The organism is Pantoea sp. X-Soil-TKNS-1211 (assembly GCF_059730495.1).
In genome coordinates, this window is sequence record NZ_AP035953.1 from 3,667,944 (window position 1) to 3,692,912 (window position 24,969).

At 55.7% G+C, this 24,969-nt stretch carries 24 protein-coding genes; 13 read left to right on the forward strand and 11 right to left on the reverse strand.

Annotated elements, in window-relative coordinates; all coding sequences use genetic code 11:
* Positions 1-2 precede the first annotated feature (2 nt).
* Together sitC and AC6I8W_RS17260 are read left to right on the forward strand one after the other, a co-directional pair.
* Positions 3-863 carry an iron/manganese ABC transporter permease subunit SitC gene (gene sitC / locus AC6I8W_RS17255; RefSeq protein ID WP_497835989.1) on the forward strand — a complete coding sequence of 287 codons (861 nt, stop codon included), beginning with the start codon at positions 3-5 and terminating at the stop codon, positions 861-863.
* Positions 857-1,699, forward strand: a complete 843-nt coding sequence (locus AC6I8W_RS17260; RefSeq protein ID WP_497835990.1) for a metal ABC transporter permease — start codon at positions 857-859, stop codon at positions 1,697-1,699. Before sitC ends, AC6I8W_RS17260 begins: the two co-directional genes overlap by 7 nt.
* On the opposite strand, the gene AC6I8W_RS17265 is transcribed toward AC6I8W_RS17260, so the two are convergent.
* The 5 genes from AC6I8W_RS17265 to AC6I8W_RS17285 form a co-directional block, all read right to left on the reverse strand.
* Positions 1,696-1,905, reverse strand: a complete 210-nt coding sequence (locus AC6I8W_RS17265) for a hypothetical protein (protein WP_497835991.1) — start codon at positions 1,903-1,905, stop codon at positions 1,696-1,698. The genes AC6I8W_RS17260 and AC6I8W_RS17265 overlap by 4 nt on opposite strands.
* Positions 1,906-2,081: 176 nt before the next feature.
* Complete coding sequence (locus AC6I8W_RS17270; protein ID WP_497835992.1) at positions 2,082-2,948, reverse strand: helix-turn-helix domain-containing protein; 867 nt, start codon at positions 2,946-2,948, stop codon at positions 2,082-2,084.
* Between the two features lie 270 nt (positions 2,949-3,218).
* Positions 3,219-3,365: a DUF2474 domain-containing protein gene (locus AC6I8W_RS17275; RefSeq protein ID WP_497835993.1), complete on the reverse strand. Its 147-nt coding sequence runs from the start codon at positions 3,363-3,365 to the stop codon at positions 3,219-3,221.
* 1 nt (position 3,366) lies between these two features.
* Complete coding sequence (gene cydB, locus AC6I8W_RS17280) at positions 3,367-4,371, reverse strand: cytochrome d ubiquinol oxidase subunit II (RefSeq protein WP_497835994.1); 1,005 nt, start codon at positions 4,369-4,371, stop codon at positions 3,367-3,369.
* Positions 4,372-5,784, reverse strand: coding sequence for a cytochrome ubiquinol oxidase subunit I (locus AC6I8W_RS17285; RefSeq protein ID WP_497835995.1), 1,413 nt, complete (start codon positions 5,782-5,784; stop codon positions 4,372-4,374).
* A gap of 230 nt (positions 5,785-6,014) precedes the next feature.
* Here AC6I8W_RS17285 and yghX point away from each other — a divergent pair, with 230 nt between their 5' ends.
* Positions 6,015-6,905, forward strand: a complete 891-nt coding sequence (yghX, locus tag AC6I8W_RS17290; protein WP_497835996.1) for a YghX family hydrolase — start codon at positions 6,015-6,017, stop codon at positions 6,903-6,905.
* 94 nt (positions 6,906-6,999) lie between these two features.
* Here yghX and AC6I8W_RS17295 read toward each other — a convergent pair whose 3' ends face one another.
* Complete coding sequence (locus AC6I8W_RS17295) at positions 7,000-7,371, reverse strand: winged helix-turn-helix transcriptional regulator (RefSeq protein ID WP_497835997.1); 372 nt, start codon at positions 7,369-7,371, stop codon at positions 7,000-7,002.
* A gap of 101 nt (positions 7,372-7,472) precedes the next feature.
* On the opposite strand from AC6I8W_RS17295, the gene AC6I8W_RS17300 reads away from it, so the two are divergent.
* Complete coding sequence (locus tag AC6I8W_RS17300; protein WP_497835998.1) at positions 7,473-8,327, forward strand: SDR family oxidoreductase; 855 nt, start codon at positions 7,473-7,475, stop codon at positions 8,325-8,327.
* Positions 8,328-8,402: 75 nt separating this feature from the next.
* On the opposite strand, the gene AC6I8W_RS17305 is transcribed toward AC6I8W_RS17300, so the two are convergent.
* Positions 8,403-9,272: a LysR family transcriptional regulator gene (locus AC6I8W_RS17305; protein WP_497835999.1), complete on the reverse strand. Its 870-nt coding sequence runs from the start codon at positions 9,270-9,272 to the stop codon at positions 8,403-8,405.
* A 94-nt stretch (positions 9,273-9,366) separates the two neighbouring features.
* Here AC6I8W_RS17305 and AC6I8W_RS17310 point away from each other — a divergent pair, with 94 nt between their 5' ends.
* From AC6I8W_RS17310 to treF, 4 genes are all read left to right on the forward strand, one after another.
* Positions 9,367-9,867: a lactoylglutathione lyase family protein gene (locus AC6I8W_RS17310; protein WP_497836000.1), complete on the forward strand. Its 501-nt coding sequence runs from the start codon at positions 9,367-9,369 to the stop codon at positions 9,865-9,867.
* A complete protein-coding gene (locus AC6I8W_RS17315; protein WP_497836001.1) occupies positions 9,860-10,810 on the forward strand; it encodes a zinc-binding dehydrogenase in 951 nt (316 codons plus the stop codon). Before AC6I8W_RS17310 ends, AC6I8W_RS17315 begins: the two co-directional genes overlap by 8 nt.
* A gap of 18 nt (positions 10,811-10,828) precedes the next feature.
* Positions 10,829-11,932 (forward strand): NADH:flavin oxidoreductase/NADH oxidase, encoded by a 1,104-nt coding sequence (locus AC6I8W_RS17320; protein ID WP_497836002.1) that lies wholly within the window; start codon positions 10,829-10,831, stop codon positions 11,930-11,932.
* A gap of 332 nt (positions 11,933-12,264) precedes the next feature.
* Positions 12,265-13,923 carry an alpha,alpha-trehalase TreF gene (treF, locus tag AC6I8W_RS17325; protein ID WP_497838218.1) on the forward strand — a complete coding sequence of 553 codons (1,659 nt, stop codon included), beginning with the start codon at positions 12,265-12,267 and terminating at the stop codon, positions 13,921-13,923.
* A gap of 130 nt (positions 13,924-14,053) precedes the next feature.
* Here the strand turns inward: treF and AC6I8W_RS17330 are convergent, their stop codons facing one another.
* Positions 14,054-14,875, reverse strand: coding sequence for an alpha/beta fold hydrolase (locus tag AC6I8W_RS17330; RefSeq protein WP_497836003.1), 822 nt, complete (start codon positions 14,873-14,875; stop codon positions 14,054-14,056).
* A 218-nt stretch (positions 14,876-15,093) separates the two neighbouring features.
* Between AC6I8W_RS17330 and AC6I8W_RS17335 the strand changes: the two genes are divergently transcribed.
* Positions 15,094-16,683, forward strand: coding sequence for an MFS transporter (locus tag AC6I8W_RS17335; protein WP_497836004.1), 1,590 nt, complete (start codon positions 15,094-15,096; stop codon positions 16,681-16,683).
* Between the two features lie 2 nt (positions 16,684-16,685).
* Here AC6I8W_RS17335 and AC6I8W_RS17340 read toward each other — a convergent pair whose 3' ends face one another.
* Positions 16,686-17,594, reverse strand: a complete 909-nt coding sequence (locus AC6I8W_RS17340; protein ID WP_497836005.1) for a LysR family transcriptional regulator — start codon at positions 17,592-17,594, stop codon at positions 16,686-16,688.
* Positions 17,595-17,716: 122 nt separating this feature from the next.
* Between AC6I8W_RS17340 and AC6I8W_RS17345 the strand changes: the two genes are divergently transcribed.
* On the forward strand, positions 17,717-18,277 hold the full coding sequence (locus AC6I8W_RS17345) for an antibiotic biosynthesis monooxygenase (protein ID WP_497836006.1): 561 nt from the start codon (positions 17,717-17,719) through the stop codon (positions 18,275-18,277).
* An 18-nt stretch (positions 18,278-18,295) separates the two neighbouring features.
* On the forward strand, positions 18,296-20,164 hold the full coding sequence (locus AC6I8W_RS17350; RefSeq protein ID WP_497836007.1) for an amidohydrolase: 1,869 nt from the start codon (positions 18,296-18,298) through the stop codon (positions 20,162-20,164).
* Positions 20,165-20,172: 8 nt separating this feature from the next.
* On the opposite strand, the gene AC6I8W_RS17355 is transcribed toward AC6I8W_RS17350, so the two are convergent.
* A complete protein-coding gene (locus AC6I8W_RS17355; RefSeq protein ID WP_497836008.1) occupies positions 20,173-21,120 on the reverse strand; it encodes a diguanylate cyclase domain-containing protein in 948 nt (315 codons plus the stop codon).
* Positions 21,121-21,489: 369 nt separating this feature from the next.
* Here AC6I8W_RS17355 and uxuA point away from each other — a divergent pair, with 369 nt between their 5' ends.
* Positions 21,490-22,554, forward strand: a complete 1,065-nt coding sequence (gene uxuA, locus AC6I8W_RS17360) for a mannonate dehydratase (protein ID WP_497836009.1) — start codon at positions 21,490-21,492, stop codon at positions 22,552-22,554.
* A 58-nt stretch (positions 22,555-22,612) separates the two neighbouring features.
* Here the strand turns inward: uxuA and AC6I8W_RS17365 are convergent, their stop codons facing one another.
* A complete protein-coding gene (locus tag AC6I8W_RS17365; RefSeq protein ID WP_497836010.1) occupies positions 22,613-23,698 on the reverse strand; it encodes an oxidoreductase in 1,086 nt (361 codons plus the stop codon).
* Positions 23,699-23,901: 203 nt separating this feature from the next.
* Between AC6I8W_RS17365 and AC6I8W_RS17370 the strand changes: the two genes are divergently transcribed.
* Positions 23,902-24,966 carry a sugar ABC transporter substrate-binding protein gene (locus tag AC6I8W_RS17370; RefSeq protein ID WP_497836011.1) on the forward strand — a complete coding sequence of 355 codons (1,065 nt, stop codon included), beginning with the start codon at positions 23,902-23,904 and terminating at the stop codon, positions 24,964-24,966.
* Positions 24,967-24,969: the final 3 nt, after the last annotated feature.

The following is a 24,969-nucleotide window of genomic DNA, read 5'->3' on the forward strand; positions in this document are numbered from 1 at the left end:
CCATGCAATGGCTACTGGAACCTTTCACCTACCAATATATGCTGAACGCCATGTGGGTGTCGGCGCTGGTCGGCGGCTTATGCGCCTTTCTCTCCTGTTATTTGATGCTGAAAGGCTGGTCGCTGATTGGCGATGCGCTATCGCACTCAATTGTGCCCGGTGTCGCGGGCGCGTATATGCTGGGTTTGCCGTTTGCCCTCGGTGCCTTTCTCTCGGGAGGACTGGCGGCGGGCAGCATGTTGTTTCTCAATCAACGCACCCGTTTAAAAGAAGATGCGATTATCGGCCTGATTTTCTCCTCGTTCTTTGGCCTCGGGTTGTTTATGGTGTCGCTAAACCCCACGGCAGTGAATATCCAAACCATTGTTTTAGGTAACATTCTCGCCATCGCCCCCGCCGACATCCTGCAACTGACGCTGATTGGCGCAGTCTCCATTTGTGTGTTGTTTTTCAAATGGAAAGATTTGCTGGTGACCTTTTTTGATGAGAACCATGCGCGCGCCATCGGCCTGAATCCGCAGCGGCTGAAACTGCTGTTTTTCACCCTGCTGGCGCTCTCAACCGTGGCAGCACTGCAAACCGTCGGCGCATTTCTGGTGATTTGCCTGGTCGTCACGCCAGGGGCCACCGCCTGGCTACTGACCGATCGCTTTCCACGCCTGCTGGCTATCGCCGTCGCTATCGGCAGCGTTACCAGTTTCCTCGGTGCCTGGGCCAGTTATTACCTTGATGGTGCCACTGGCGGCATCATCGTAGTGGCGCAAACGCTGCTGTTTTTGCTGGCATTTGTCTTTGCTCCGCAACAGGGGTTGCTGGCGCAACGCCGCCGCGCCCGCGCGCATCAGGAGGATGTCCCATGTTGACGCTGCTGCTGGAACCTTTCCAGTTTGCCTTTATGAATCAGGCGCTGTTGATTGCGCTGGTGGTGGCGATTCCCTGCGCGTTGTTATCGGTATTTCTGGTGCTGAAAGGCTGGGCCTTGATGGGTGATGCCATGAGTCACGCGGTGTTCCCCGGTATTGTGCTGGCATGGATACTCGGCCTGCCACTGGCGTTGGGGGCTTTTGTTGCCGGGGTATTTTGCGCTGTCGCCAGCGGTTATCTGAAGGACAACAGCCGCATCAAGCAGGATACGGTGATGGGCATCGTCTTCTCCGGGATGTTCGCGGTTGGGCTGATTTTGTATATCGCCACCAAACCGGAGGTCCATCTGGACCACATCCTGTTTGGCGACATGTTGGGCATTACCCTTGCCGACATGGTGCAAACCACAATCATCGCGCTGGTAATTTTGCTGATTATGGCGGTGAAATGGCGAGATTTTTTGCTGTTCTGCTTCGATCAACAGCAAGCCCAGGCCAGCGGATTACGCACCGGCTGGTTGCATTACGGCCTGCTGTGTATGGTGGCGCTGACCATTGTCGCTACCATGAAGGCGGTAGGGATAATTTTGTCGGTGTCGCTGCTGATTGCACCGGGGGCAATTGCCCTGCTGCTGACCCAACGCTTTTCACACGCGTTGATGGTGGCGGTAACGGTGGCGGTGCTGGTTTCGCTCAGCGGGGTGTATCTGTCGTTTTATCTGGATAGCGCACCTGCGCCCACCATTGTGGTGTTATTTGCCCTGGTGTTTATTGTGGCGTTTATCCGTGCCAGTTTACTGGCGCGGCGGGCTGAACGTCAGACGCTGCAAACTTAGTTTTGCAGTGCGTCGTTGTGACCACACTCCAGCATGCCGCCATTGTTCTGCGGTAACGGGTTATCGCCGGAAATCTCATGCTGCTGGCAGGTCTGGTGCGGATGCAAACCGGCTGGCGGTGAGAACGGTTCAGAGAGCTGAGCGCCGGCAATGGCCGAAAACGCGGTCAGCGCTGTCACAAGGAACAACGATAAAAGTCGCATCATTTTTCTTCTCTTTAGTGGTCCGGATGGACCAGGAGTGCAGGTGATTATGCAGCCTGATTCGGCAGCGTCAGGGTTTTACGCGGAGGATCAGGTTTCGATGGAGAATTTTACGCCGCTTATGGGAAGTAATTTATAAAATCGTGCGGTTTATCACAGATCACCGCACGAATTATGCATTATCCGGCACTAACAGGAATGAAGAAGGTGCCGGTTAATAAATCTGGGGTGCTGTTTTGCAGATCCAAACGCAGCAGATCCTTGCCCTCACGGCGAGCGACACCCAACGCAGGCAAATGGATGTAATACATATCGGCGGTAAAAGCGTTGATCTGCTCCGGCGGCCCCTGCCAGTCAATTTCGGCATACAAGCCACTTTCACCGGTCCAGTTGACTGCATTGTTCGGCAGGACATCGCCATGCTGGCTTTCCAGCGCCTGAAACAGGCTGATATGTTGCTGATCGGCAGAACCTTCCCCCGGACTGAACTGAAAACCGAGCCAGCCTTTATTCACATGCTTTCCGGCAAAGGCCACAAATTCTCGCGCATGCTGCGCCACGACGTCACCATGGTCGTGGATGTATTCACCGAAACGGCATTCCCATTCAATCACTTCACCACACAGGCGCAGTTCAGGCTTTTCTGCCAGCCGCACGTCAACCCAGCGATGCTGCGTGGGAATGCGGCTGTGGAAATCCTTCAACTGGAGTTCCGGGATACGGCGATAAGCGCCCGGCGTCAGCGAGAAATGGTTTTTAAACACGCGGGTGAAATTCTGTTGGTTATCAAAACCAAAACGCACGGCGATATCAATCAACGGCATACGTGTCAGGCGCAGCGCCATCGCCGACATGGTCAGACGACGCTTGCGGGTATATGACGCCAGCGTTTGCCCGGTCATTTCTTTGAACATGCGCTGCATGTGCCATTTGGAATAACCGGATTTCAGGCTAATCAGATCGATGTTGAGTTCGTCGGTCAGGTTCGCTTCAATCCAGTCCACCAAATCGTTGATGTACTGTTTTTTCAGAGTCAGGCTAAGCATTTTCTGTGATGATCGAAAGGAAATGGAGACGCAGAATTTGCGTTATCGGTCACATAAATATAACAAAAACGTATTATGAATGTAAGGAAGAGTAAAGAAAGCGTAACGGGAAAAGCATTAATTGCTTAGTTCGCTAATATTTTCTCCAGCAATGAATAACAACACAACTCACAAATCACGTAGCGGCGCGATTCATCGCGCGTTTTTTTCTCACATCGCGCACGAAATTGCGCAATTTATCGCGCCGCTACGCTCAATTGTGGTTATTGATCAATGCGAACGCATACCCGCCGCCGTCATCATCATACGAAACAACGATGCCACCACACCCAGTGCCAGCACGCTTGCGCCGTAAATAATCACCAGCCACATCACCCGTTTCCAGAGTGGCGCTTTCACTTCAGTGTGTTCTGACATATCAATGATATCCTTCGTTGGCTTTCACTTTTCCCCGGAATACGTAGTAACTCCAGAAGGTATACATCAGGATCACCGGGATAATCAGCAGCCCACCCACCAACATAAACGCCTGGCTGATCGCGGGAGATGCCGCCTGCCAGATGGTGATAGAAGGCGGAATGATATACGGCCACACGCTAATCCCGAGGCCGGAAAAACCGAGGAAAACAAGCAGCAAAGTCAGCAGGAATGGGCTGTAATGTGCTTCACGTTTGATGCCCCGCACAATGCCCCAGGCACACACCAGCACCAGCACCGGAACCGGCAGGAACCAGAACAGGTTCGGACGGGTGAACCAGCGCTGTGCAATGGCTTCATGGCCGAACGGCGTCCACAGGCTGATAATGCCGACAATCACCAACAACGTGATCACCAGCGGCGTTGCCAGCGCTGACATCTTACGATGCAGGTCATGTTCGGTTTTCATAATCAACCAGGTACAGCCCAGCAGCGCATACGCTACCACCAGACCGACACCGCAGAACAGCGGGAACGGTGCCAGCCAGTCCATGGTGCCACCGACGAAGGTACGGCCACTCACCGGGAAGCCGTTGATAATGGCACCAACAGACACCCCCTGGCTGAAGGTGGCGAGAAACGAACCACCGATAAAGGCTTTGTCCCAGAACGGGCGGTGCGATTCAGTCGCTTTAAACCGGAACTCGAACGCGACGCCACGGAAAATCAGGCCAATCAGCATCACCGTTAGCGGGATGGTCAAGGCATCAGCAATCACCGAGTAGGCCAGCGGGAACGCCCCGAACAACCCGGCACCGCCGAGGATCAACCAGGTTTCGTTACCGTCCCAAACCGGGGCAACGGTATTGACCATGATGTCGCGTTCAACCGCATCTTTGTTGAACAGGAACAGCAGGCCAATGCCGAGATCAAAGCCATCCATCACGATATACATCAGAATGGCGAAAACGATGATCGCAAACCAGATAATAGAAAAATCAATCATTTATCGGCTTCCTTCATGATGAGAAACAGCAGACAGTGGACGAGCCGGGGTGTTGCTCTGACCCGGACCTCCTGGATTCACATCGTGACCTTCACCGACTTTCGGCCCCTGCTTAATCAGACGCATCATGTAGACATAACCCACACCAAACACTGAGCTGTACACCAGGATAAACGCCAGCAAGCTGATACTCATATGCAGATCGCCATGGGCAGATACCGCATCAATGGTGCGCTGCACGCCATACACCACCCACGGCTGACGGCCAATTTCCGTAGTGAACCAGCCCGCCAGCAGCGCCAGCAGACCGGATGGCCCCATCAGCAGCGCAAACCACAGGAACGGACGCGACGTATACAGGCGGCCTTTGAAACGCAGCCACAGGCTGACCACGCCAAGGGTGATCATCAGCAAGCCCAGCGCCACCATCACCCGGAACGACCAGAACACCACGGTGGAATTTGGCCGATCTGCTTTCGGGAACGACTTCAGCGCCGGAACCTGTTTGTCGAGGCTGTGGGTCAGAATCAGGCTGCCAAGGTACGGGATCTCCAGCGCATATTTGGTGCGCTCCTGCTCCATATCCGGGATACCGAACAGGATCAGCGGCGTGGCTTCACCCGGCGGATTTTCCCAGTGCCCCTCAATCGCGGCGATTTTCGCGGGTTGATGCTCAAGCGTATTCAGGCCGTGTGCGTCACCGATCATCGCCTGAATCGGCGACACGATCAGCGCCATCCACAGCGCCATAGAAAACATCTTACGAATCGCCGGATTGTCATTACCTTTCAGCAGATGCCAGGCCGCCGAGGCACCCACAAAGAAGGCGCTGGCGAGGAACGCCGCCGTCGACATATGCAGCAAGCGGTACGGGAACGAGGGGTTGAAAATGATTTTCAGCCAATCCTGCGGTACCACGACACCGTTCTGAATGATGTACCCCTGCGGCGTATGCATCCAACTGTTGGACGCCAGAATCCAGAAGGTGGAGATGAGGGTGCCCAACGCAACCATGCAGGTGGCAAAGAAGTGCAGGCCTGATCCAACGCGATTCCAGCCAAACAGCATCACACCGAGAAAACCCGCTTCAAGGAAGAAGGCGGTCAAGACTTCATAGGTCAACAGCGGACCGGTGATGCTACCCGCAAACTGCGAGAAGCCGCTCCAGTTCGTACCAAACTGATACGCCATCACCAGGCCAGAGACCACGCCCATACCGAAATTGACGGCAAAAACTTTGGACCAGAAATGGTAGAGATCGCGCCAGGTCTCATTACGGGATGTTAGCCACAGACCTTCCAGCACCGCCAGGAAGCTGGCGAGACCGATGGTGATAGCCGGAAAAATAATATGAAAGGAGACAGTAAACGCGAACTGTATCCTTGCCAGGTGAAAGGCATCTAATCCAAACATTGCTTACTTCGCTACAACAGAAGGGAGGGAGCACAACTGTAAAAGGAAGTGGTGAAAACAGAAATAAACAGTGGGGATCGATAAAACTATAACAAAACCAAGCGGCCTGTTTAGATTTGGCACCAGGATAAAAAGTTATTAACCCTCTGCGGCATGAGATTTGCCAGCGGTCAAAAGCTGTGCTTTGTTAGAGCGGCAATACCATCTGGTTAATCAGCGAAGGAGAGGTTATGACACGTCTTACCGCACAGGATTTTCCGCAGGAACTGCTGGAGCTTTACGATTATTACGCCCACGGCAAAATCAGTAAACGCGAGTTCATCGCGCTGGCCGCGAAGTTCACCATTGCCGGGATGACCGGTGCTGCGCTGCTCAGCGCGATGAGCCCGAATTATGCGCTGGCACAACAGGTCGAATTTACCGATCCTGATATTGTCCCGGAGTACATTCACTATCCGTCGCCGCAGGGTCACGGCGAGGTGCGCGGTTATCTGGTACGTCCGGCCAAGGCCAGCGGCAAAGTGCCTGCCGTAGTGGTGGTGCATGAGAATCGTGGCCTGAATCCCTATATCGAAGACGTGGCACGTCGTGTGGCCAAAGCGGGCTATATCGCGCTGGCACCGGATGGTCTGAGTTCAGTGGGGGGCTATCCGGGCAACGATGAAGAAGGTAAAGCCATGCAGGCGAAGATCGATCCGGTCAAACTGATGAACGACTTCTTCGCGGCGGTGGATTTTCTGATGCATCACGAAGCTGGCACCGGCAAAGTTGGCATCACCGGTTTTTGTTATGGCGGCGGTGTTGCCAATGCGGCAGCCGTGGCCTTCCCGGAATTGGCTTGCGCGGTACCGTTTTATGGTCGCCAGCCGAAGGCAGAAGATGTGCCGCGTATTCAGGCTCCGCTACTGCTGCATTACGCCGAGTTGGATAAAGGCATCAATGAGGGCTGGCCCGCCTATGAAGCCGCGCTGAAGGCGAATAACAAAGTGTATGAGGCGTATATTTATCCCGGCGTGAACCACGGTTTCCATAATGATTCGACACCGCGTTACGACAAAGCAGCAGCCGAGCTGGCGTGGAGCCGCACACTAGGATGGTTTAAAAAGTATTTGCACGGTTAATACATTTTGCACCTGCGTAGCGGTGCGATTTATCGCGCGGATTTTCTGGCGCCACGCACAGAACTGCGCGCGATAAATCGTGCCGCTACGATCGTCAGGCATTGTCACGCACATCCAGAATCCGGTGCAAATTGCTCTCCAGCCAGTCAGCCAGACCTATCACCTGCCCTTCCACCTCTCGCCCCAGCTCAGTCAGGTGATATTCCACATGCGGCGGCACCACGTCATAGGCGATGCGTTGCACAAATCCGTCTTCTTCCATATAGCGCAGCGTCTGCGCCAGCATACGTTCGCTGACGCCGCCAATCCTGCGCCGCAGCTCGCTAAAACGCAGAGTTTCCTCGCGCAATGCCAGCAGCACCAGCACGCTCCAGCGGCTGGTAATACGCTTCAGCACCTCGCGTGACGGACAGTTAACGTTAAGCAACTCTCCGCGACTAAATTTTTCACTCAGGTTATCAGACATTTAACATCATCTCGTCAAACTAACAAATCTGTAAGTACTTACTAAAAGTTAGTTTATCTCCTAACCTGATGGCATACCAGTTCAAACTGAAGGAGAACAACATGATTGCGATTACAGGTGCCACCGGTCAGCTTGGCCGTTTAGTGATTAACGCGTTACTGAAAAAAGTCCCGGCCAGTGAAGTGATTGCCGCAGTCCGCTCACCAGAGAAGGCAGCCGATCTGGCTGCACTGGGCGTTACGCTGCGCACCGCTGATTACAGCCAACCGGAAACGCTACAAAGTGCTTTTGCTGGCGTGGACAAACTGCTGCTGATTTCCTCCAGCGAAGTGGGCCAGCGTGAAGCGCAGCATAAGGCGGTGATTGACGCGGCCAAAGCGGCAGGCGTGGGTTTCATTGCGTATACCAGCCTGCTGCATGCGGATACCACGCCGCTCGGTCTCGGTGTCGAGCACCGTGCCACCGAAGCGCAGCTGAAGGCTTCCGGTATTCCGTTCGCGCTGCTGCGCAACGGCTGGTACACCGAAAACTATGCCGCCAGCATCGCACCGGCACTGGCGCATCACGCGTTTATCGGTTCGGTCGGTGAAGGCCGCATCGCCTCGGCGGCGCGAGCTGACTACGCGGCAGCGGCAGCGGAAGTCATCAGCCGTGACGATCAGGCGGGTAAAATCTACGAACTGGCGGGTGACGACAGCTATTCACTGGCAGAATTCGCGGCAGAGATTGCTAAACAGTCCGGCGAGAAAGTGGACTATGTCAACCTGCCGCAGGCAGACTTCGCTGCGGCGCTGAAAGGCGCAGGTTTGCCGGACGGACTGGCGGAGATGCTGGCGGATTCAGATGCCGGTGCTGCGCAGGGCGGATTGTTTGATAACAGCAAAACCCTGAGCAAACTGATTGGGCGTCCGACAACCGGTTACGCTGAAGTCATCAAAGCTACTCTGGCAAAATAAGTCCTCTGTAGCGGCGCGATTTATCGCGCGGATTTTTCTTGCACCGCGCACAGAATCGCGCGATAAATCGCGCCGCTACACCAGCTTATCATCCAGCCATATCAGCGCTTGTCGCGCACGTCCCGACAACGGCCACTCGGCGCGATGGATCAACCAGATGGTATCCACCAGCGACACACCGCAACTCTCCACCTGAATATGCTCTTGCCTGCCGAACGCCAGCCGCGCCGACTGCGGGATCACCGCAAAACCTAACCCACGCGCCACCGGTTCAAGAATCAAACTGATCTGATTGCTGAAGCCACGTTGCGGCAAATTCCGCACCCCCGGATTGCCGGGGAAACGACGGCTAAGCAAACGCGTCGCCATCGCCTGACCATCAGGATGATCGATATAACCCAACGTTTCCAGATCCAGCCAGCTGTGGATTTTCACCCCGGCAGGCACCACCAACTCCAGCGGCTCCTCAGCAAATTTTTCCGCCACCAACCGCTTATCATCCGGCTTTTGCGTCACCAGCCCCATTTCATAGCGGTTATGCAGCACCGCATCCATCACCTCGCTATCCGGCGCAAAACGATGACGAATACTCAGATCCGGGTGCTGTTGTTGCAACTCCAGCAGCAGCGGATAGAGGCGCAGGCCAATGCTACCCGGCGAAATCAGGCTGACTTCGCCGCAGGTCACATCCTCCTCGCTTAAACGCAGCGTCAGATGGCGCTGGGCGCGATCCACCTCCTGACAGTAATCCAGCAGCGCCAGCCCGGCGGGTGTCAGCTCCAGCGGGCGCTTCGTGCGCAGGATCAGTGGCCCCAGTTGCTGCTCCAGATGGCGAATGTGCTGACTCACCGCCGCCTGGGTAATCCCCAGCCGGTCAGCGCTGTCAGTAAAACTCCCCAGCTCTGCCAGCATGGCGAAGGATTTCAACCATTGTGGATTGAACATAATGAAATTTTATAAAACCCATAACCGAATCACTGTTTTCATTATACCTGTTGCGCAGTAGCCTGTAGATCTTTTCGACACATGGAGAACGCAGATGACTGCTCCTTACCCTCGTACCTTTTCCCATATCGGCCTGTCGGTCACCGATCTCGACGCGGCCGTCAAGTTTTATACCGAAGTGATGGGCTGGTATCTGATTATGCCGCCGACCGAAATTCAGGAAGATGATTCCGCCATCGGCGTGATGTGCAGCGACGTATTTGGTGGCGGTTGGGAGAAATTCCGCATCGCGCATCTCTCCACCGGTGACCGCGTTGGGGTGGAAATCTTTGAATTCAAAGCGGCGGAAAAACCCGCGAACAACTTTGAATACTGGAAAACCGGCGTGTTCCATTTCTGCGTCCAGGACCCGGATGTCGAAGGTCTGGCCGAGAAAATTATCGCTGCTGGCGGAAAACAGCGCATGCCAGTGCGCGAATATTTCCCCGGCGAGAAGCCGTACCGCATGGTGTATATGGAAGATCCATTCGGCAACATCATTGAGATCTACAGCCACAGCTATGAGCTGACCTACTCGGCAGGTGCCTATGTTTAACGTGCCAGACGACTGGCGCGGCTGGGTGTGGCAGGGCGGTAACACGCCGAATGATTTGCAGGATCGTTATCTGGCAACCGAACCCTTAGCATCCGGCGATGTGCTGGTACAGAACGCGGCGATTGGCCTCAATCCGGTGGACTGGAAGGTGCTCGACAGCCAAATCGGCAAGGTGCCCGGCGTGGATGGCGCAGGCACCGTGGTGGCGATCGGCTCCGAAGTCGATCAACGCTGGCTTGGCGCGCGCGTGGCTTATCACCAGAGCCTGCAACGTCCCGGCAGCTTTGCTGAATTCACCCCGATCGCTGCCCAGGTGTTGATGCGCATCCCGGACGCTATCGATTTCGCTACCGCCGCTGCCTTCCCCTGCCCGGCCCTCACCGCCTGGCAGGCGATTGAGAAAGTGCCCGCACAACCGGGCGCACCGCTATTGATTGCCGGTGCTGGCGGGTCCGTCGGGCATTTTCTGGTGCAGTTGGCGCAGGCACGCGGTTTTGAGGTGACGACGCAGAGCAGTGAGCGCCACTTTTCGCGTCTGCAAGCACTGGGGGCGAAGTACACGGTCAGCGATCCCCGGCACAATGCAGGGCGTTTCTATGCCGTGATTGATGCCATCAGCCCGGAACATGCCGCAGGTCTGGCTGATCTATTACGGGCGAACGGCCATCTGGTGTGTATTCAGGGTCGGGTCGAGCAGTGGCCCTGCACGCCATTCGGGCGCGCGCTGTCGCTGCATGAAGTGGCGCTGGGTGCGTTGCATCTGCATGGTGACGCGCAGCAGTGGCATGCGTTGACGCAACAAGGTGAACGGATGCTGGCGCAAATCGTACAGGGAACCTTACACAGCGAGTTACTGCTGCATTTTCCTTACGACCAGCTTCCGGCGCAGTTGCAGGCGTTGCAGCATCGTAACTTCAGCGGCAAACAGATTATTTTGCTTTAACCATATTAAGGGGTTGTTATGTCAGGGTTATTTTCTCCGTTCACGCTCAAAGACGTGACGCTGCGTAACCGTATCGCGATTCCACCGATGTGTCAGTACAGCGCCATCGATGGCCTGAGCAACGAGTGGCACTATGTTCACTACAGCAGTCAGGCGCGTGGCGGTGCCGGTCTGGTGATTGTTGAAGCTACCGCAGTATCGCCGGAAGGCCGCATCACTCCGGCGTGTCTGGGGATCTGGAATGATACCCAAGCCGAAAAGCTGGCGCGTATCGCGCGGGAGATCAAAGCCGCAGGCGCGGTGCCAGGTATCCAGATTGGTCATGCTGGCCGTAAAGCCAGCGCTAATAAGCCGTGGGAAGGTGACGACCATATCGCGGAAAATGATGCCAACGGCTGGGAAACGCTCTCGCCTTCTGCCATCGCCTTTGGCAACAACCTGCCGCGCGTGCCGCAAGCCATGACGCTGGATGACATCAAACGCGTACGTGATGATTTCGTCAGCGCCGCCAAACGGGCGCGTGACGCCGGTTTCGAATGGCTCGAGCTACACTTCGCCCACGGCTATCTGGCGCAGAGTTTCTTCTCGGTTCACGCCAATCAGCGCACCGACGAATATGGCGGCGATGCCTTGGGTCGCAGCCGTTTCCTGCGCGAAACCTTTGATGCCGTGCGTGAAGTGTGGCCGGAAAACCTGCCGCTGACCGCGCGTTTCGGCGTGCTGGAGTTTGATGGCCGCGACGAAGAGACGATGCAGGAAGCCATTACCCTGACCCAATATTGGCGCAGCAACGGGATGGATCTGCTCAGCGTCAGCATGGGCTTCTCTACCCCGGATGCCAATATTCCCTGGGGCAGCCCGTTTATGGCCCCGATCGCCGAGCGCGTGCGCCGCGAAGCCGACATTCCGGTCGCGTCCGCCTGGGGTATTGATACGCCACAGATCGCTAACGCCGCTGTTGAACAAGGACAGTTGGATCTGGTGATGGTGGGCCGTGCGCACCTGAAAAACCCACACTGGCCGTATCATGCCGCGCTGGCGCTGGGTAAAAGTGAGCCATCGTGGGTGCTACCGGCACCGTATGCGCACTGGCTGGAGCGCTACAGGGTCAGTGAAGATTAAGTTTTGACACCAACCGTAGCGGCGCGATAAATCGCGCCGCTACGGGTTTGCCGCTGCGTTTGCCATCATTTGATCAATATTTTCCGCCTGATTTTGCCTGCCCGTGGCGATTTTCTTATTTACAGATAATTCTGCCTGCTTATTTATAGCTTCATTTCATATGCTGCTTTCATTTCCTGAAATATAGGGCGTTGTAATCGCTGAAAAATCGTCAAAATAGCCGATCAATCGACATGTTTTATTACGTTCATAGATATTTCGCATTGTTGCCCTGAGGGTTGAGAGATCTATAATTTGGTCTTTGTGCAAACCGGACGTTTCAGGAGGCCGCTATTAATACTAACCACCAGCAAAATAATGCGTTCGAGGAAAAACGTACTGATGCTGAACTGGAGTATCAATACGATCCTCACGAGTTAATACTTGAAGGCATGGAGGATTCTGAGCCGGAGCCGGAGCTGATTGAAGGCCTGCCCGCCCCGGATGCGTTGACGCCTGCCGATCGTTATCTGGAGCTTTTCGAGCACGTACAGATGTCGCGTATATTTGCCGACAGCAAAACCTTTCCTGACTGCGCGCCAAAATATGATCCGCTGGATATTTTAATCCGCTATCGTCGCCGGAAACGTTCTGTCGAATTCGATCTCGCTAAGTTTGTGCATGATCATTTTTATCTGCCGCAGCACCATGAAAGTTTTTATGTTTCGAATCCGGATAAAACCCTGACAGAACATATTGATGAACTGTGGCCGGTGTTAACTAAAATGCCGCAGCAACATATGCCACATTCGTCGCTGCTGCCGCTGCCGAAACCCTACGTGGTGCCGGGCGGGCGGTTTGGCGAAACCTACTACTGGGATTCTTACTTCACCATGCTCGGCCTGGCGGAGAGCGGTCGCGACGATTTACTGCGTGATATGGCGGATAACTTCGCCTGGCTGATTGATAACTACGGTCATGTGCCCAACGGCAACCGTACCTACTATCTCAGCCGTTCGCAGCCGCCTGTATTTGCGCTGATGGTGGAGTTGTTTGAGGAAGACGGCATTCGTGGTGCGAAGCGCTATCTCGACCATCTGATGAAGGAGTACCAGTTCTGGATGGACGGGGCCGGTTCGCTGATGCCGGATCAAGCGTACCGCCATGTGGTGCGCATGCCCGATGGTTCGCTGCTGAATCGCTACTGGGACGACCGCGACACGCCGCGTGATGAATCCTGGATTGAGGATGTAGAAACCGCCAGCAAATCAAGCCGTCCGGCCAATGAGGTCTACCGTGATTTGCGTGCCGGTGCGGCTTCCGGCTGGGATTACTCATCACGCTGGCTGCGCGACCCGCACCGCCTGGCGAGCATTCGTACCACGCAGTTCATCCCGGTCGATCTGAACGCGTTTCTCTACAAACTGGAGTTGATGATCTCCACCCTGTCACACGCTAAAGGCGAGGAGCTGACGGCGTTGGCGTGGCAGAAGAAGGCCGAGGTGCGTAAACGCGCTATCCACCGCTATCTGTGGGATAAAACCGCCGGGGTGTATCGTGATTACGACTGGCGTCGCCAACGTTTTGGTGCCTTCACCGCAGCGTCGGTAGTGCCGCTGTTCCTCGGCTTATCTACCCCAGAACAGGCACATTTGCAGGCTGTGGCACTGCGTCAGCTGCTGCTGACCCAGGGTGGCCTGGTCACCTCGATGGTGGAGAGCGGCGAACAGTGGGACAAACCCAACGGCTGGGCGCCGCTGCAATGGATGGCGATAGTCGGGCTGAACAACTACGGCGAAGAGACGCTGGCAACTGAGATTGCGGTGAACTGGCTGACCACAGTGAAGAACTTCTATTCACTGCACCATAAGCTGGTGGAGAAGTATGACATCAGCGGCGATCGCGCCCGTCCGGGTGGCGGTGGTGAATATCCGTTACAGGACGGTTTTGGCTGGACTAACGGTGTCACCCGCCGCCTGATGGCGATGTACGGGCATTTGCTGGCGGATTGAGATCATTGATTAACAGCGCGCGGTAAACCGCGCCGCTACAATGCGTGCAGCATTTCGTAGCGGCGCGATTCATCGCGCAAGTTTTTAGCGATTCATCGCGCAAGTTTTTAGCGATTTATCGCACGGGTTTTTAGTTGCGTTGTAAAAACGCCAACAGATCCGCATTCAACTGCTCCTGGTGCGTCACCGCAAAGCCGTGCGGGCCATTCTCATACACCTTCAACTCAGAACCTTTAATCATCTCGTGTACCAGCTTACCGGTGGCTTCAAACGGCACAATTTGGTCATTGCTGCCGTGGATCACCAACGTCGGCACATCCACTTTGGCGATATCTGCACGGAAATCGGTCTCGGAAAACGCCGTGACACAATCCAGCGTACCTTTCAGTGAGGCCAGCAGCGCAATATTCAGCGTCTGAATCATGACGCCATCCGACACGGTCTGTCCGGCATTAGTGCCATAAAAAGGAACCGCGAAATCTTTGATAAATTGGGCACGATCCTGACGTAATCCTGCTTTAATGCCGTCAAATACCGCACTTTCCACCCCTTCAGGGTGATCGCTGGTTTTACCAAAAATTGGGGTGACTGCGCCCAGCAGTACCAATCCTTTCACCTTCGCGCTGCCGTAACGACCAATGTAACGCGACACATCGCCGCCGCCCATTGAGAAGCCCACCAGGGTGACATCGCTGAGTTGCAGATGCTCAATCAGGCCATGAATATCATCGGCAAAAGTATCGTAGTCATACCCTTCCCACGGTTGTTCTGAGCGACCAAAGCCACGGCGGTCAAATGCAATCACCCGGTAGCCACGTTCCGCCAGGAAATTCATCTGGCTATCCCACATGTCGGCATCCAGCGGCCAGCCGTGGCTGAACAGAACCGGTTGGCCTTTACCCCAATCTTTGTAGTACAGGTTTACGCCGTCTTTAGTCTTGAAAGTGCTCATAATTTTTCTCCGTCAGGTGAGTGATGTTGTGTCTCGCTAATCAAACTACCCTGCGCTGCCGGAAAAACCTAAAGCAGAGATTTTGACGACTTGTTCAAACTTTTTTGCGCTTCTAAGCTGTCAAAAAAGCCTGGACAAGATGGCCGATTTTTTCCGCTATCAACCACCGCGCTGGATTCGTAAGGTGCAGATATCGCAACCTTGATTGGAGAATGACCATGAGCCAGCCCCCAACCGCCGCCGCGCGCAGCAGTGCCTTTTCCCCCTTCGCCTACGGGCTATTTGCCCTGATCTGGACCGCCTCGGTATTGGGCAACACCGGCAGCTTTATCCGTGATGTCGCCAGCGCCTGGCTGGTGACCGGACTGTCAGATAACCCTGCCGCCGTGGCACTGATGCAAACCGCCGCCACGCTACCGGTATTTCTGCTGGCGCTGCCTGCGGGCGTGCTGTCCGATATTGTCGACCGTCGTCGTTTGTTAATTGCGGTGCAGATATTGATGGCGAGCGTCAGCGGCACCCTGCTGGTGTTGTCACATAACAACTGGCTGACTACAGAATGGTTGATCGGCCTGACCTTCGTCGGCGGTATCGGGGCCGCATTGTTTGGCCCGGCCTGGCAGGCGATTGTGCCGGAACTGGTGCCGCGCCATGAGTTGAAAAACGCCGTGGCGCTCAACTCACTGGGTATTAATATCGCGCGTGCTATCGGACCGGCCACTGGCGGTTTGCTACTGGCCAGTTTTGGCGCGATGGCGGCCTACGGCGCAGATGTCGCCAGTTACTTCTTCGTGGTCGCCGCGTTGCTGTACTGGAAACGCCCGGCGAAAGCCAAAACCGAACTCAACGAACACTTTTTCGGTGCCTTCCGTGCCGGTCTGCGTTATGTGCGTGCCAGCCGCGATTTGCATCGCGTTCTGTTACGCGCTGCGTTGTACTTCGCCTTCGCCAGCGCCGTCTGGGCGCTGCTGCCGCTGGTCGCGCGTAATATGCTGCACGGCACCGCCGGATTCTACGGTCTGCTGCTCGGCGCGGTCGGTGTTGGGGCGATTGGCGGAGCGTTGTTGTTACCACGCCTGCGTCAGCACATGGGCAACGATGGCCTGCTGCTGCTCTCCGCCGTGCTCAGTGCTGGTGTGATGCTGGCGCTGGCGATCAGCCCGGCGCAGTGGCTGGCGTTACTGTTGATGGTGCTGCTCGGCGTTGGCTGGATTATCGCCCTCACCACCCTGAATGGCGTGGCGCAGGCGGTGCTGCCGGATTGGGTACGCGGACGCGGTCTGGCCGTCTATCTGATGGTGTTCAACGGTACGCTGGCTGGCGGCAGCCTGGCATGGGGCTTAATTGCCCAGCATATCGGGCTGGCATATGCGCTGTTGTTAGCCGGTGGCTTGTTGTTGATCACTGCCCTGCTGCTGAAACGCCTGGTGCTGCCTGCCGGAGAAGCGGATCTGCAACCCGCGCAGCATTGGGCTGACCCGGCCGTGAGCGGTGAAATGAATGGCCATCGTGGCCCGGTGATGATTCAGGTACGCTATCAGGTGCCGCAGTCCGATCGTGCCGACTTCAAACGCGCCATGCGCAAACTGGCTGCTGCGCGCCGTCGTGATGGTGCCTATGCCTGGGGATTGATGGAGCAGAGCGACGACCCCACCGCTCTGCTGGAGTGGTTCCTGGTGGAATCATGGCAGGAGCACCTGCGCCAGCACCAGCGCGTCTCACGTGCTGATGTGGCGCTGCAACAGGCGGTGCTGCAATATCATCAGGGTGACGAACCGCCACAGGTCAGCCACCATATATCCCTCTAAACTCAGGCTGGCAGGTAGATGTCGTGCAGCCCCGGTAGCGTGAGTAAGCGCTCACGCCACCAGCTGGCGGCATTACCGGTGGCGCTTTCGTTCCACGCCAGATAGGCCATATCGCGTCGGCACTCGCTATCCAGTTGACGCTCCACCAATGCGCCACTGCGCAGATGCGGCTCCGCCAGGTAACGTGGCAGATAACCACAACCCAACCCGGCGAGTTGCGCCTGCAATTTAGCCGGAAAATCATGCACGCTCAGGGTCTTCTGCTCATCCAGCACACGCAAATCCATTCCCGCCCCGTGACGTGATGAATCATGCACCGTCACTGCACGATATTGACGAATTTGCTCACGCAGCAACGGTTCCGGCGCGGCAGCCAGCGGATGCTCCGGGGCAACAGCAAACACATACTCCAGCCAGCCCAGCGGCTGGCAGCCAATCTCTTTGCGCGTGGCCGGTTCCTGCACCGCACCAAACACGATATCCGCCTCACCGTAATGCAGCGCTTCCCAGCACCCTGCCAGCACGTCATGGCGGAATTGCAGCTGGGTATGCGAATGCTGCTGATAAAACTCATCAATCAGCGGCGTCAGCAGGCTAAACGGCACCGAGGCATCTACGCTTATCACCAGTTGGCTCTCCCAACCACTCTCCACGTAGCGCGCCTGCTGCTCCAGCTCATTCACGGCACGCAGCAACGTACGGCCCTTTTCCAGCATCAGACGCCCGGTTGGCGTAAAGGTGGCACGATGACCAGAACGATCCAGCAGCGTGATTTTGAGATCGCTCTCCATCTTCTGCACGGTATAGCTCAACGCCGACGCGGTTTTAAACAGCCGTGCCGCCGCAGCGGCAAAAGTACCATGACGATCGAGCGCATCCAGAATCAGCAGCGCCTCGAGGTTTAAACGCATTCCAACCGCCTCCCCAAAATTTGTTAAACAACAACCCAAAAACAATCCGTTATCAATAAACGCTCTCATTTCGTATTTTTTTACTCAACGACGCAAGCACTTTCACCAGCAAGGAACCGAACATGAATTACTCACAACAGGCTCATCACGTCACGCTGGTGATCACCCACAGCATCCAGCCGGAAAAACAGGCCGACTATGAAAAGTGGCTGGAAACCATCATGCCGCAGGCAGCCAGCTTTCCGGGCCACCTCGGGGTGAACGTGCTACGCCCGGTACACGGCGATAACGCCTACACCGTGCTGATTCGTTTTGTCGGTATGGATGAGCTGTACGCCTGGCTGAAATCGCCAGCCCGTCAGGAACTGGTCAAGGAACTCCCGGCCATCCTGGCACAGCCGGAACATATTGAAGTCCGTCCCGGTGCCGCGTTCTGGTTTACCCCCACGCAAAAAGGCCAGGTCAAACCGGCAAAATGGAAACAATACTTACTCACGCTGGGGGTGATTTTTCCCTCAGCCAACCTGGTCCCCTGGTTCTGGAATACGGTGTTGCCTGTCAGCCACGGCACGCTGTGGGGGAATTTTCTCGATAATGCCAGCGTCGTGGCTTTAGTGGTTTTCCTGTGGATGCCACTGCTGACCCGCGTGTTGAAACAATGGCTGATTGGCAGCAAAGCATAATCTGACAGGAGAACAAGCATGACCACCGCTTCACTGATTTTGACCAACGGTAAATTCCACACCGTTGACCGCGCCAATCCGCTGGCAACCGCTGTGGCGATTAAAGATGGCAAATTCCTTGCCGTGGGAAGCGAAGCCGAGGTGATGCGCTTTGCCGGTAGCGATACGCAAATCATCGATGCCAAAGGCCATACCGGCATTCCCGGCCTGAATGACTCGCACCTGCACCTGATTCGCGGCGGTCTGAACTACAACCTCGAACTGCGCTGGGAAGGTGTGCCGTCACTGGCGGATGCGCTACGAATGTTACGTGAGCAGGCACTACGCACGCCCTCACCGCAGTGGGTACGCGTGGTAGGCGGCTGGACCGAATTCCAGTTTGCCGAACGTCGCATGCCGACATTGGATGAAATCAACGCGGCAGCGCCGGATACGCCGGTGTTCATTCTGCACCTGTATGATCGTGCGTTACTGAATCGCGCGGCACTGAAGGTTGTCGGCTACACCAAAGATACGCCGAACCCACCGGGTGGCGAAATCCAGCGCGACAGTCACGGCAACCCAACCGGGATGTTAATTGCCCGTCCCAACGCCATGCTGCTGTACGCCACGCTGGCGAAGGGTCCGAAGCTGCCGCTGGAGCAACAGGTCAACTCCACCCGTCAGTTTATGCGCGAGTTGAATCGCCTCGGCCTGACCAGCGCCATCGACGCAGGCGGTGGTTTCCAGAACTACCCGGATGACTATGATGTGATTTCTGAGCTGCACGCCAAAAAGCAGCTGACGGTGCGTATCGCTTACAACCTGTTTACCCAACGTCCCGGCCACGAACTGGAAGATTTCGAAAAATGGACCGATATGCTGAAGCCAGGCCAGGGCACCAATTTCCTGCGACATAACGGCGCAGGGGAAATGCTGGTGTTCTCCGCAGCAGATTTTGAAGACTTCCTCGAACCGCGCCCGGACCTCGCACCCGGCATGGAAGATGAGCTGGAGCGCGTAGTACGCCACCTGGTGGAGCATCGCTGGCCGTTCCGCCTGCACGCCACTTACAACGAATCGATCAGCCGCATGCTGGATGTGTTCGAGAAAGTAAACCGCGACATTCCGTTTAACGGTCTGCACTGGTTCTTCGATCACGCGGAGACCATCACCGAAGCCAATATTGAACGCGTCAAAGCGCTGGGCGGCGGCATCGCGGTGCAGCACCGCATGGCGTTCCAGGGGGAATATTTTGTCGATCGCTATGGCAAACAAGCGGCCAAACAGACCCCACCGGTGGCACGCATGCTGGATGCGGAGGTTCCGGTCGGTCTCGGCACCGATGCAACACGCGTCGCCAGCTACAACCCGTGGACCGCGCTCTACTGGCTGGTCTCTGGCCGTACTGTCGGCGGAATGCAGCTGTACGATGATAACGCCCGCATCGACCGCGAAACCGCGCTGATGCTGTGGACCAAAGGCAGCGCCTGGTTCTCCAGCGAACAAAGCGCCAAAGGGGAGATTAAAGTGGGGCAGTTGGCAGATCTGGTGCTGCTGTCAAAAGATTTCTTCAGCGTACCTGAAGAGGAGATCAAAGGAATTGAATCCGTGCTGACCATCGTCGATGGCGACGTAGTGTATGCGGCGGGGAGCTTCACCCCACTGGCACCGCCACCGGTGCCGGTGTTACCGGAGTGGTCGCCGGTGGTTACCGTGCCGGGTCATTACCGTAGCGCCCCACCACAGGCTGCGGGTCGTGCCGCGATGATGCCGAAAGTACATCAATGCAGCGGGCCGTGTGGCGTGCACAGTCATGCGCATGATGTTGCGCGTCAGTCATCGGTGCCGGTGTCTGATAACAACGCCTTCTGGGGCGCACTGGGCTGTTCCTGCTTTGCGTTTTAAATACTGCGTTACGGCACCAGGCCAAATCCCTGTTTGCCGTTCTTTTTAATGCTGTACATGGCTTCATCGGCGCGCGTCAGTGCGTCATTGAAGCCATCACGCTCCTGCACTTGAGCAATACCAATCGACGCGCCAATTTCTGCCGTGCCATTCCCCAGTTCGAACGGTGTGAGGGCGGCGTCCAGCAAAGTCTGAGCCATGATTCTCACTTTAGGAAAATCGATCAAAAACGGCATCAACAGCACAAACTCATCGCCGCCAATACGACCAATTACCACCGAAGGCAGCACCGCATCCCGCATCCGCTGACTAAGCTGCATCAACACTTCATCACCGCTACGATGCCCGAGGGTATCATTGACGTGCTTAAAGTTATCCAGGTCGATATAGGCGAGACACAGCGGCCCCTGCTTTTTCATCTGACTGAAATGGTTTTGCAGCGAATGACGATTGGTGAGGCCGGTGAGCGGATCGTGATTCGCCAGCGTTGATAGCTGCGCCTCATAATTCTTCTCTTTGGTCATATCGATATGGGTGCCCGTGACTTTCAGCGGGTTCCCCTGCTCGTCCCATTCGCTGACACGCCCGCGATCCAACACCCAGGTGATGGTGCCGTTTTTCGCCACCATACGATGCAGCGCTTCGTAGTATGGGGCGCGGCCTTCGATATGGTCGTAAAACGCTTTCAAGACCTCATCCGCATCCTCAGGATGCAGATGCTCACGCCAGACTTCAAACTTAGCGTTCAGCTCTTTCGGTTGGAAGCCGAGCATCGCTCCCCAGCGCCGGTTGAAAATCACCAGTTTGCCGCTGGGAATATCCAGTTGCCACAGGCATAACCCGGTGCCGTCCAGCGCCGCGCTCAGCTTGTTGCGGGCGTCATGCGCGATACGCTTGAGCCGCGCATTATGCTTTTTCAGGTTCTGAATCTGCTGGAGCAGCGCTTCATCGGCCATGGTTCACGGAGGGAGAGCAAATAAGGTTTATTGTGCCTGCCAGGAATATTCTGTAAATGCCCCAATTGAAAAGCCGATCAGTGGCGTTAAAACATCATAAAATCAGATGCTATAGCGCCATCACCACCAAATAGCAGCAAACAACGCTGTTTTCGCTATTTCTGGTAGTGGATAAGACATTTCCACATGCGTATTAGGATTGCATTTCGCGTGATTGCGGTTTATCCGTGGTCGCCTGTGCGCAAACAACGGATAAATTGTGTTCTGTGACACGGATCAAGGGTTATGGGGTGTGTGACGCTGTTATCATGAATACTAGAATGGTAGCTTATTAGTTATCACAGAAACACGATGACGATGGATGACATTATGCAGCTGACAATGCGTTGGTTTGGTCCGAAAGAAGATAAAGTTTCACTGGAATATATTCGCCAGGTACCCGGTGTGCGTGGCATTGTCGGGGCGCTCTACGATGTGCCCGTAGGAGAAACCTGGCCGAAGGATAAGGTGAAAGCGCTGGTCGATCAGGCACATGCTGCGGGTCTGACCGTTGAAGTGATCGAGAGCGTCAACATTCATGACGACATCAAAATCGGCCTGCCGAGTCGCGACCAATATATTGAGAACTATAAGCAAAGCATCCGTAATCTGGCCGAAGTCGGGGTGAAGGTCATTTGCTACAACTTTATGCCAGTGTTCGACTGGATGAAGACCGAGATGAATTACGTGCTGCCGGACGGCTCCATCACTATGGCGTTCGAGAAGAAAGGCATCGACAAGAGTCTCGACGAGGTGGTGCAGGAGGTGCTGGCCAGCTCCAACGGTTTCGTTCTGCCGGGCTGGGAACCGGAGCGCCTGGCGAAAGTGCAGGAGTTGTTTGCCAGGTATGAAGGGGTAGATGATGCAAAACTGCGTGAAAACTTGGCGTATTTCCTGAAAGCGGTGATCCCGGTGTGTGAAGAAGTGGGTGTGAAGATGGCGATCCACCCGGATGATCCGCCGTACTCGATCTTCGGTCTGCCGCGCGTGGTAAAAAACCGCGACGATCTCGACTGGATTTGTAATGTGGTCGATTCCCCAGCCAACTGCATTACCTTGTGTACCGGCTCTATCGCCGAAGACCCGCAGAATGATGTGTATGCGATTCTGGCCGAATTCTCGCGCCGTAAACGTATCCCGTTCGCCCATGTGCGTAACATCAAAATCATTCAGGACAAAGATTTCTACGAATGCGCGCACCCCACCGAATACGGTTCGCTGGATATGTATCAGGTGTTGAAAGCAATGTACGACAATGGCTTCGATGGTTATATCCGTTCCGATCATGGTCGCTTTATCTGGGGCGAAACCGGACGTCCGGGTTATGGATTGTATGACCGCGCGCTGGGTACAACCTATCTGCTCGGACTCTGGGAAGCGCTGAGTAAGCGTTGATCTGCGCGATAAATCGCGCCGCTACGGACTGTTCCGCACTGTAGCGGCGCGATTTAGTTTAAACGCCCAACGCCTCCACCTGCTCAATCGCCGCCCACAGCGTCTCGGGTGTCAACGTCACCGGCAAATAATGAATGGATTCCACCGGCCGCAGCGTGTGTTGAATGACACGTTCAACCTGATCTCGTTGGTGGATATCCACATCCAGCTGCGCCAGCGAGGTCGGTAAATCAAAACGTTTATAGGCGGCAATCAGCTGACGAGTGACCTCGTGCTGACCCAGCAATGCGCTCTGCACCAAAATCCCATAAGCGACTTTGGTGCCGTGCAGAAACTGCGCCGTTTGCGGCAGCGTGGTTAAGCCATTATGCACCGCATGGGCCGCTGCAATGCGGGTATAGCGCTCGCCAAGTCCTCCCACCATGCCTCCCCCGGCGATAATCGCGTCAACCACATCGCGGAACGCCAGCGTCAGTTGCTGTGCGCGTTGGTCGTTAAGTGCTGCTTCGCTTTTCTCCAGCAATACATCACGTAGCGTCTGCGCTACATCCAGCCCGAGCCGCACAGTCAGCGGCAGGCTTTCTGGTTGCGGTGCCAGCACCACCGCTTCGTACCACTTTGCCAACGTATCGCCGATGCCCGCCTGCAAATAACGCGCAGGAGCCTGCAAAATGATCTCCGGCTCCAGCAGCAGCAGATGGTTAGCCTGCGGGAAGATTTCAAAATGCAGCGCTTCACCCGCCTCGTTGTACCAGACGGAAAGCGGCGTCCAGGCCGCGCAGGTTGCGGCGATGGTCGGAAGAGTGACAACGGGCAAATTCAGCCGATGTGCCAGCGCTTTGGCGGTATCCAGCACCGTACCGCCGCCGACGCCAATCACTACCTGACGATCGTTGCCTGCCAGTTGCGCCAGCCGCGCGACTTCATACTCGCTGCAATGGCCGCCAAAGATATCAATAATGGCCCCCGGCAACGTCAACGGCTCCAGCCAGGGCTGTGCCGCCGCCAGTGCCTGGCGGCCACCAACCCAGATGGCGTGACGCAACTGATCTTCGCTGTAGTAATCACGCAGCCGGGCAATCGCGCCAGGATGTGAGTAGTAGTTTGCCGGGCCAGGCACGACCTGAATATGATGCTCGCTCATGATGCGGTTCCCTGAAAAAGAAACCGTTATCGTCATCCCGTGCCGCCAGCAAAGCTAATGATTTATCTGGCATTGCTTATGCCTTTTCCTTGATTGCCAACCTTACGCAGAGGATGAAAAATCCGCTCAGATCGCCCGCTTACCACAATAAAAATCGGCGGTGCGCCACCTGCTTATCATTCATCACTATTCGGGGAAATTGCATGAAATCATTGGCCGTTACGTTGTTATCGTTGAGCCTGCTCAGCAGCTTTGCCAGTGCCGCACAGACGCTGGCACCGTTACCTGCCGTGCTGGCGAATCATCAGGGACCGATTCGGGTCGCAGTGATCCGTAACCTGGGTTCCGACGATAACACCACTCAATTTGTTGCGGGTGCCATCCAGCAAGGTAAACAGCTGGGCTTTAAAGTGAGTACCTTTCTGAGTCAGGGTGACGATGCGCGTTTTCAGGACTTTGTGAATCAGGCAATCAGCCAGAAATATGACGGCATCATCCTGTCGCAGGGACGTGCGCCCTACTCCACCGAGCTGGTGAAGCGTATTCATGACAGCGGTATTGCGCTGTCCGTGTTTGATACCGCGGTGGATAACACACCGGCAGGCGTTACGGTGACGCAGCAGGATGACGCATCCCTGACGCAGCTGTCACTGCAACCGTTGATCAAAGACTTCAACGGCAAAGCCAACATCATCAAATTATGGGTGGCGGGCTTCCCACCGATGGAACGCCGCCAGGCCGCCTGGCAAGAGATCAAGAAGGCTAATCCGGGCATTCATGAGCTGGAATCAGTCGGCGCAGTTTCTGCCGATGTGCAGGGCGACACTGCCAACAAAGTCGGGGCGCTGCTCGCAAAATATCCGAAAGGGAAAATCGACGCGATCTGGGGCACCTGGGATGCCTTCAGTCAGGGCGCATATAAAGCCTTGCAGGAGAATGGCCGTACCGAAATCAAACTCTATAGCATCGATATCTCCAACGGTGATTTGCAGCTGATGCGCGAGAAAAACAGCCCGTGGAAGGTCAGCGTAGCGGTCGATCCGAAGCTGATTGGTGCCATCAATATGCGCCTGATTGCCTATAAACTGGCGGGCGAAGCCACCCCGGCTAGCTATGACTTTAAAGCCGCAGCCATTCCGCAAGCGCTGGTAACAGGTCAGCCTGGCGCGGCTAACGTCGCCGCCTTGCAAAAAGTGATCCCCGGCTGGGGTCAAAGCAATGATTTTGTCGCCCCGTGGTTCGCCACGCTGGCCGCCAAAGCGCAATGAGGC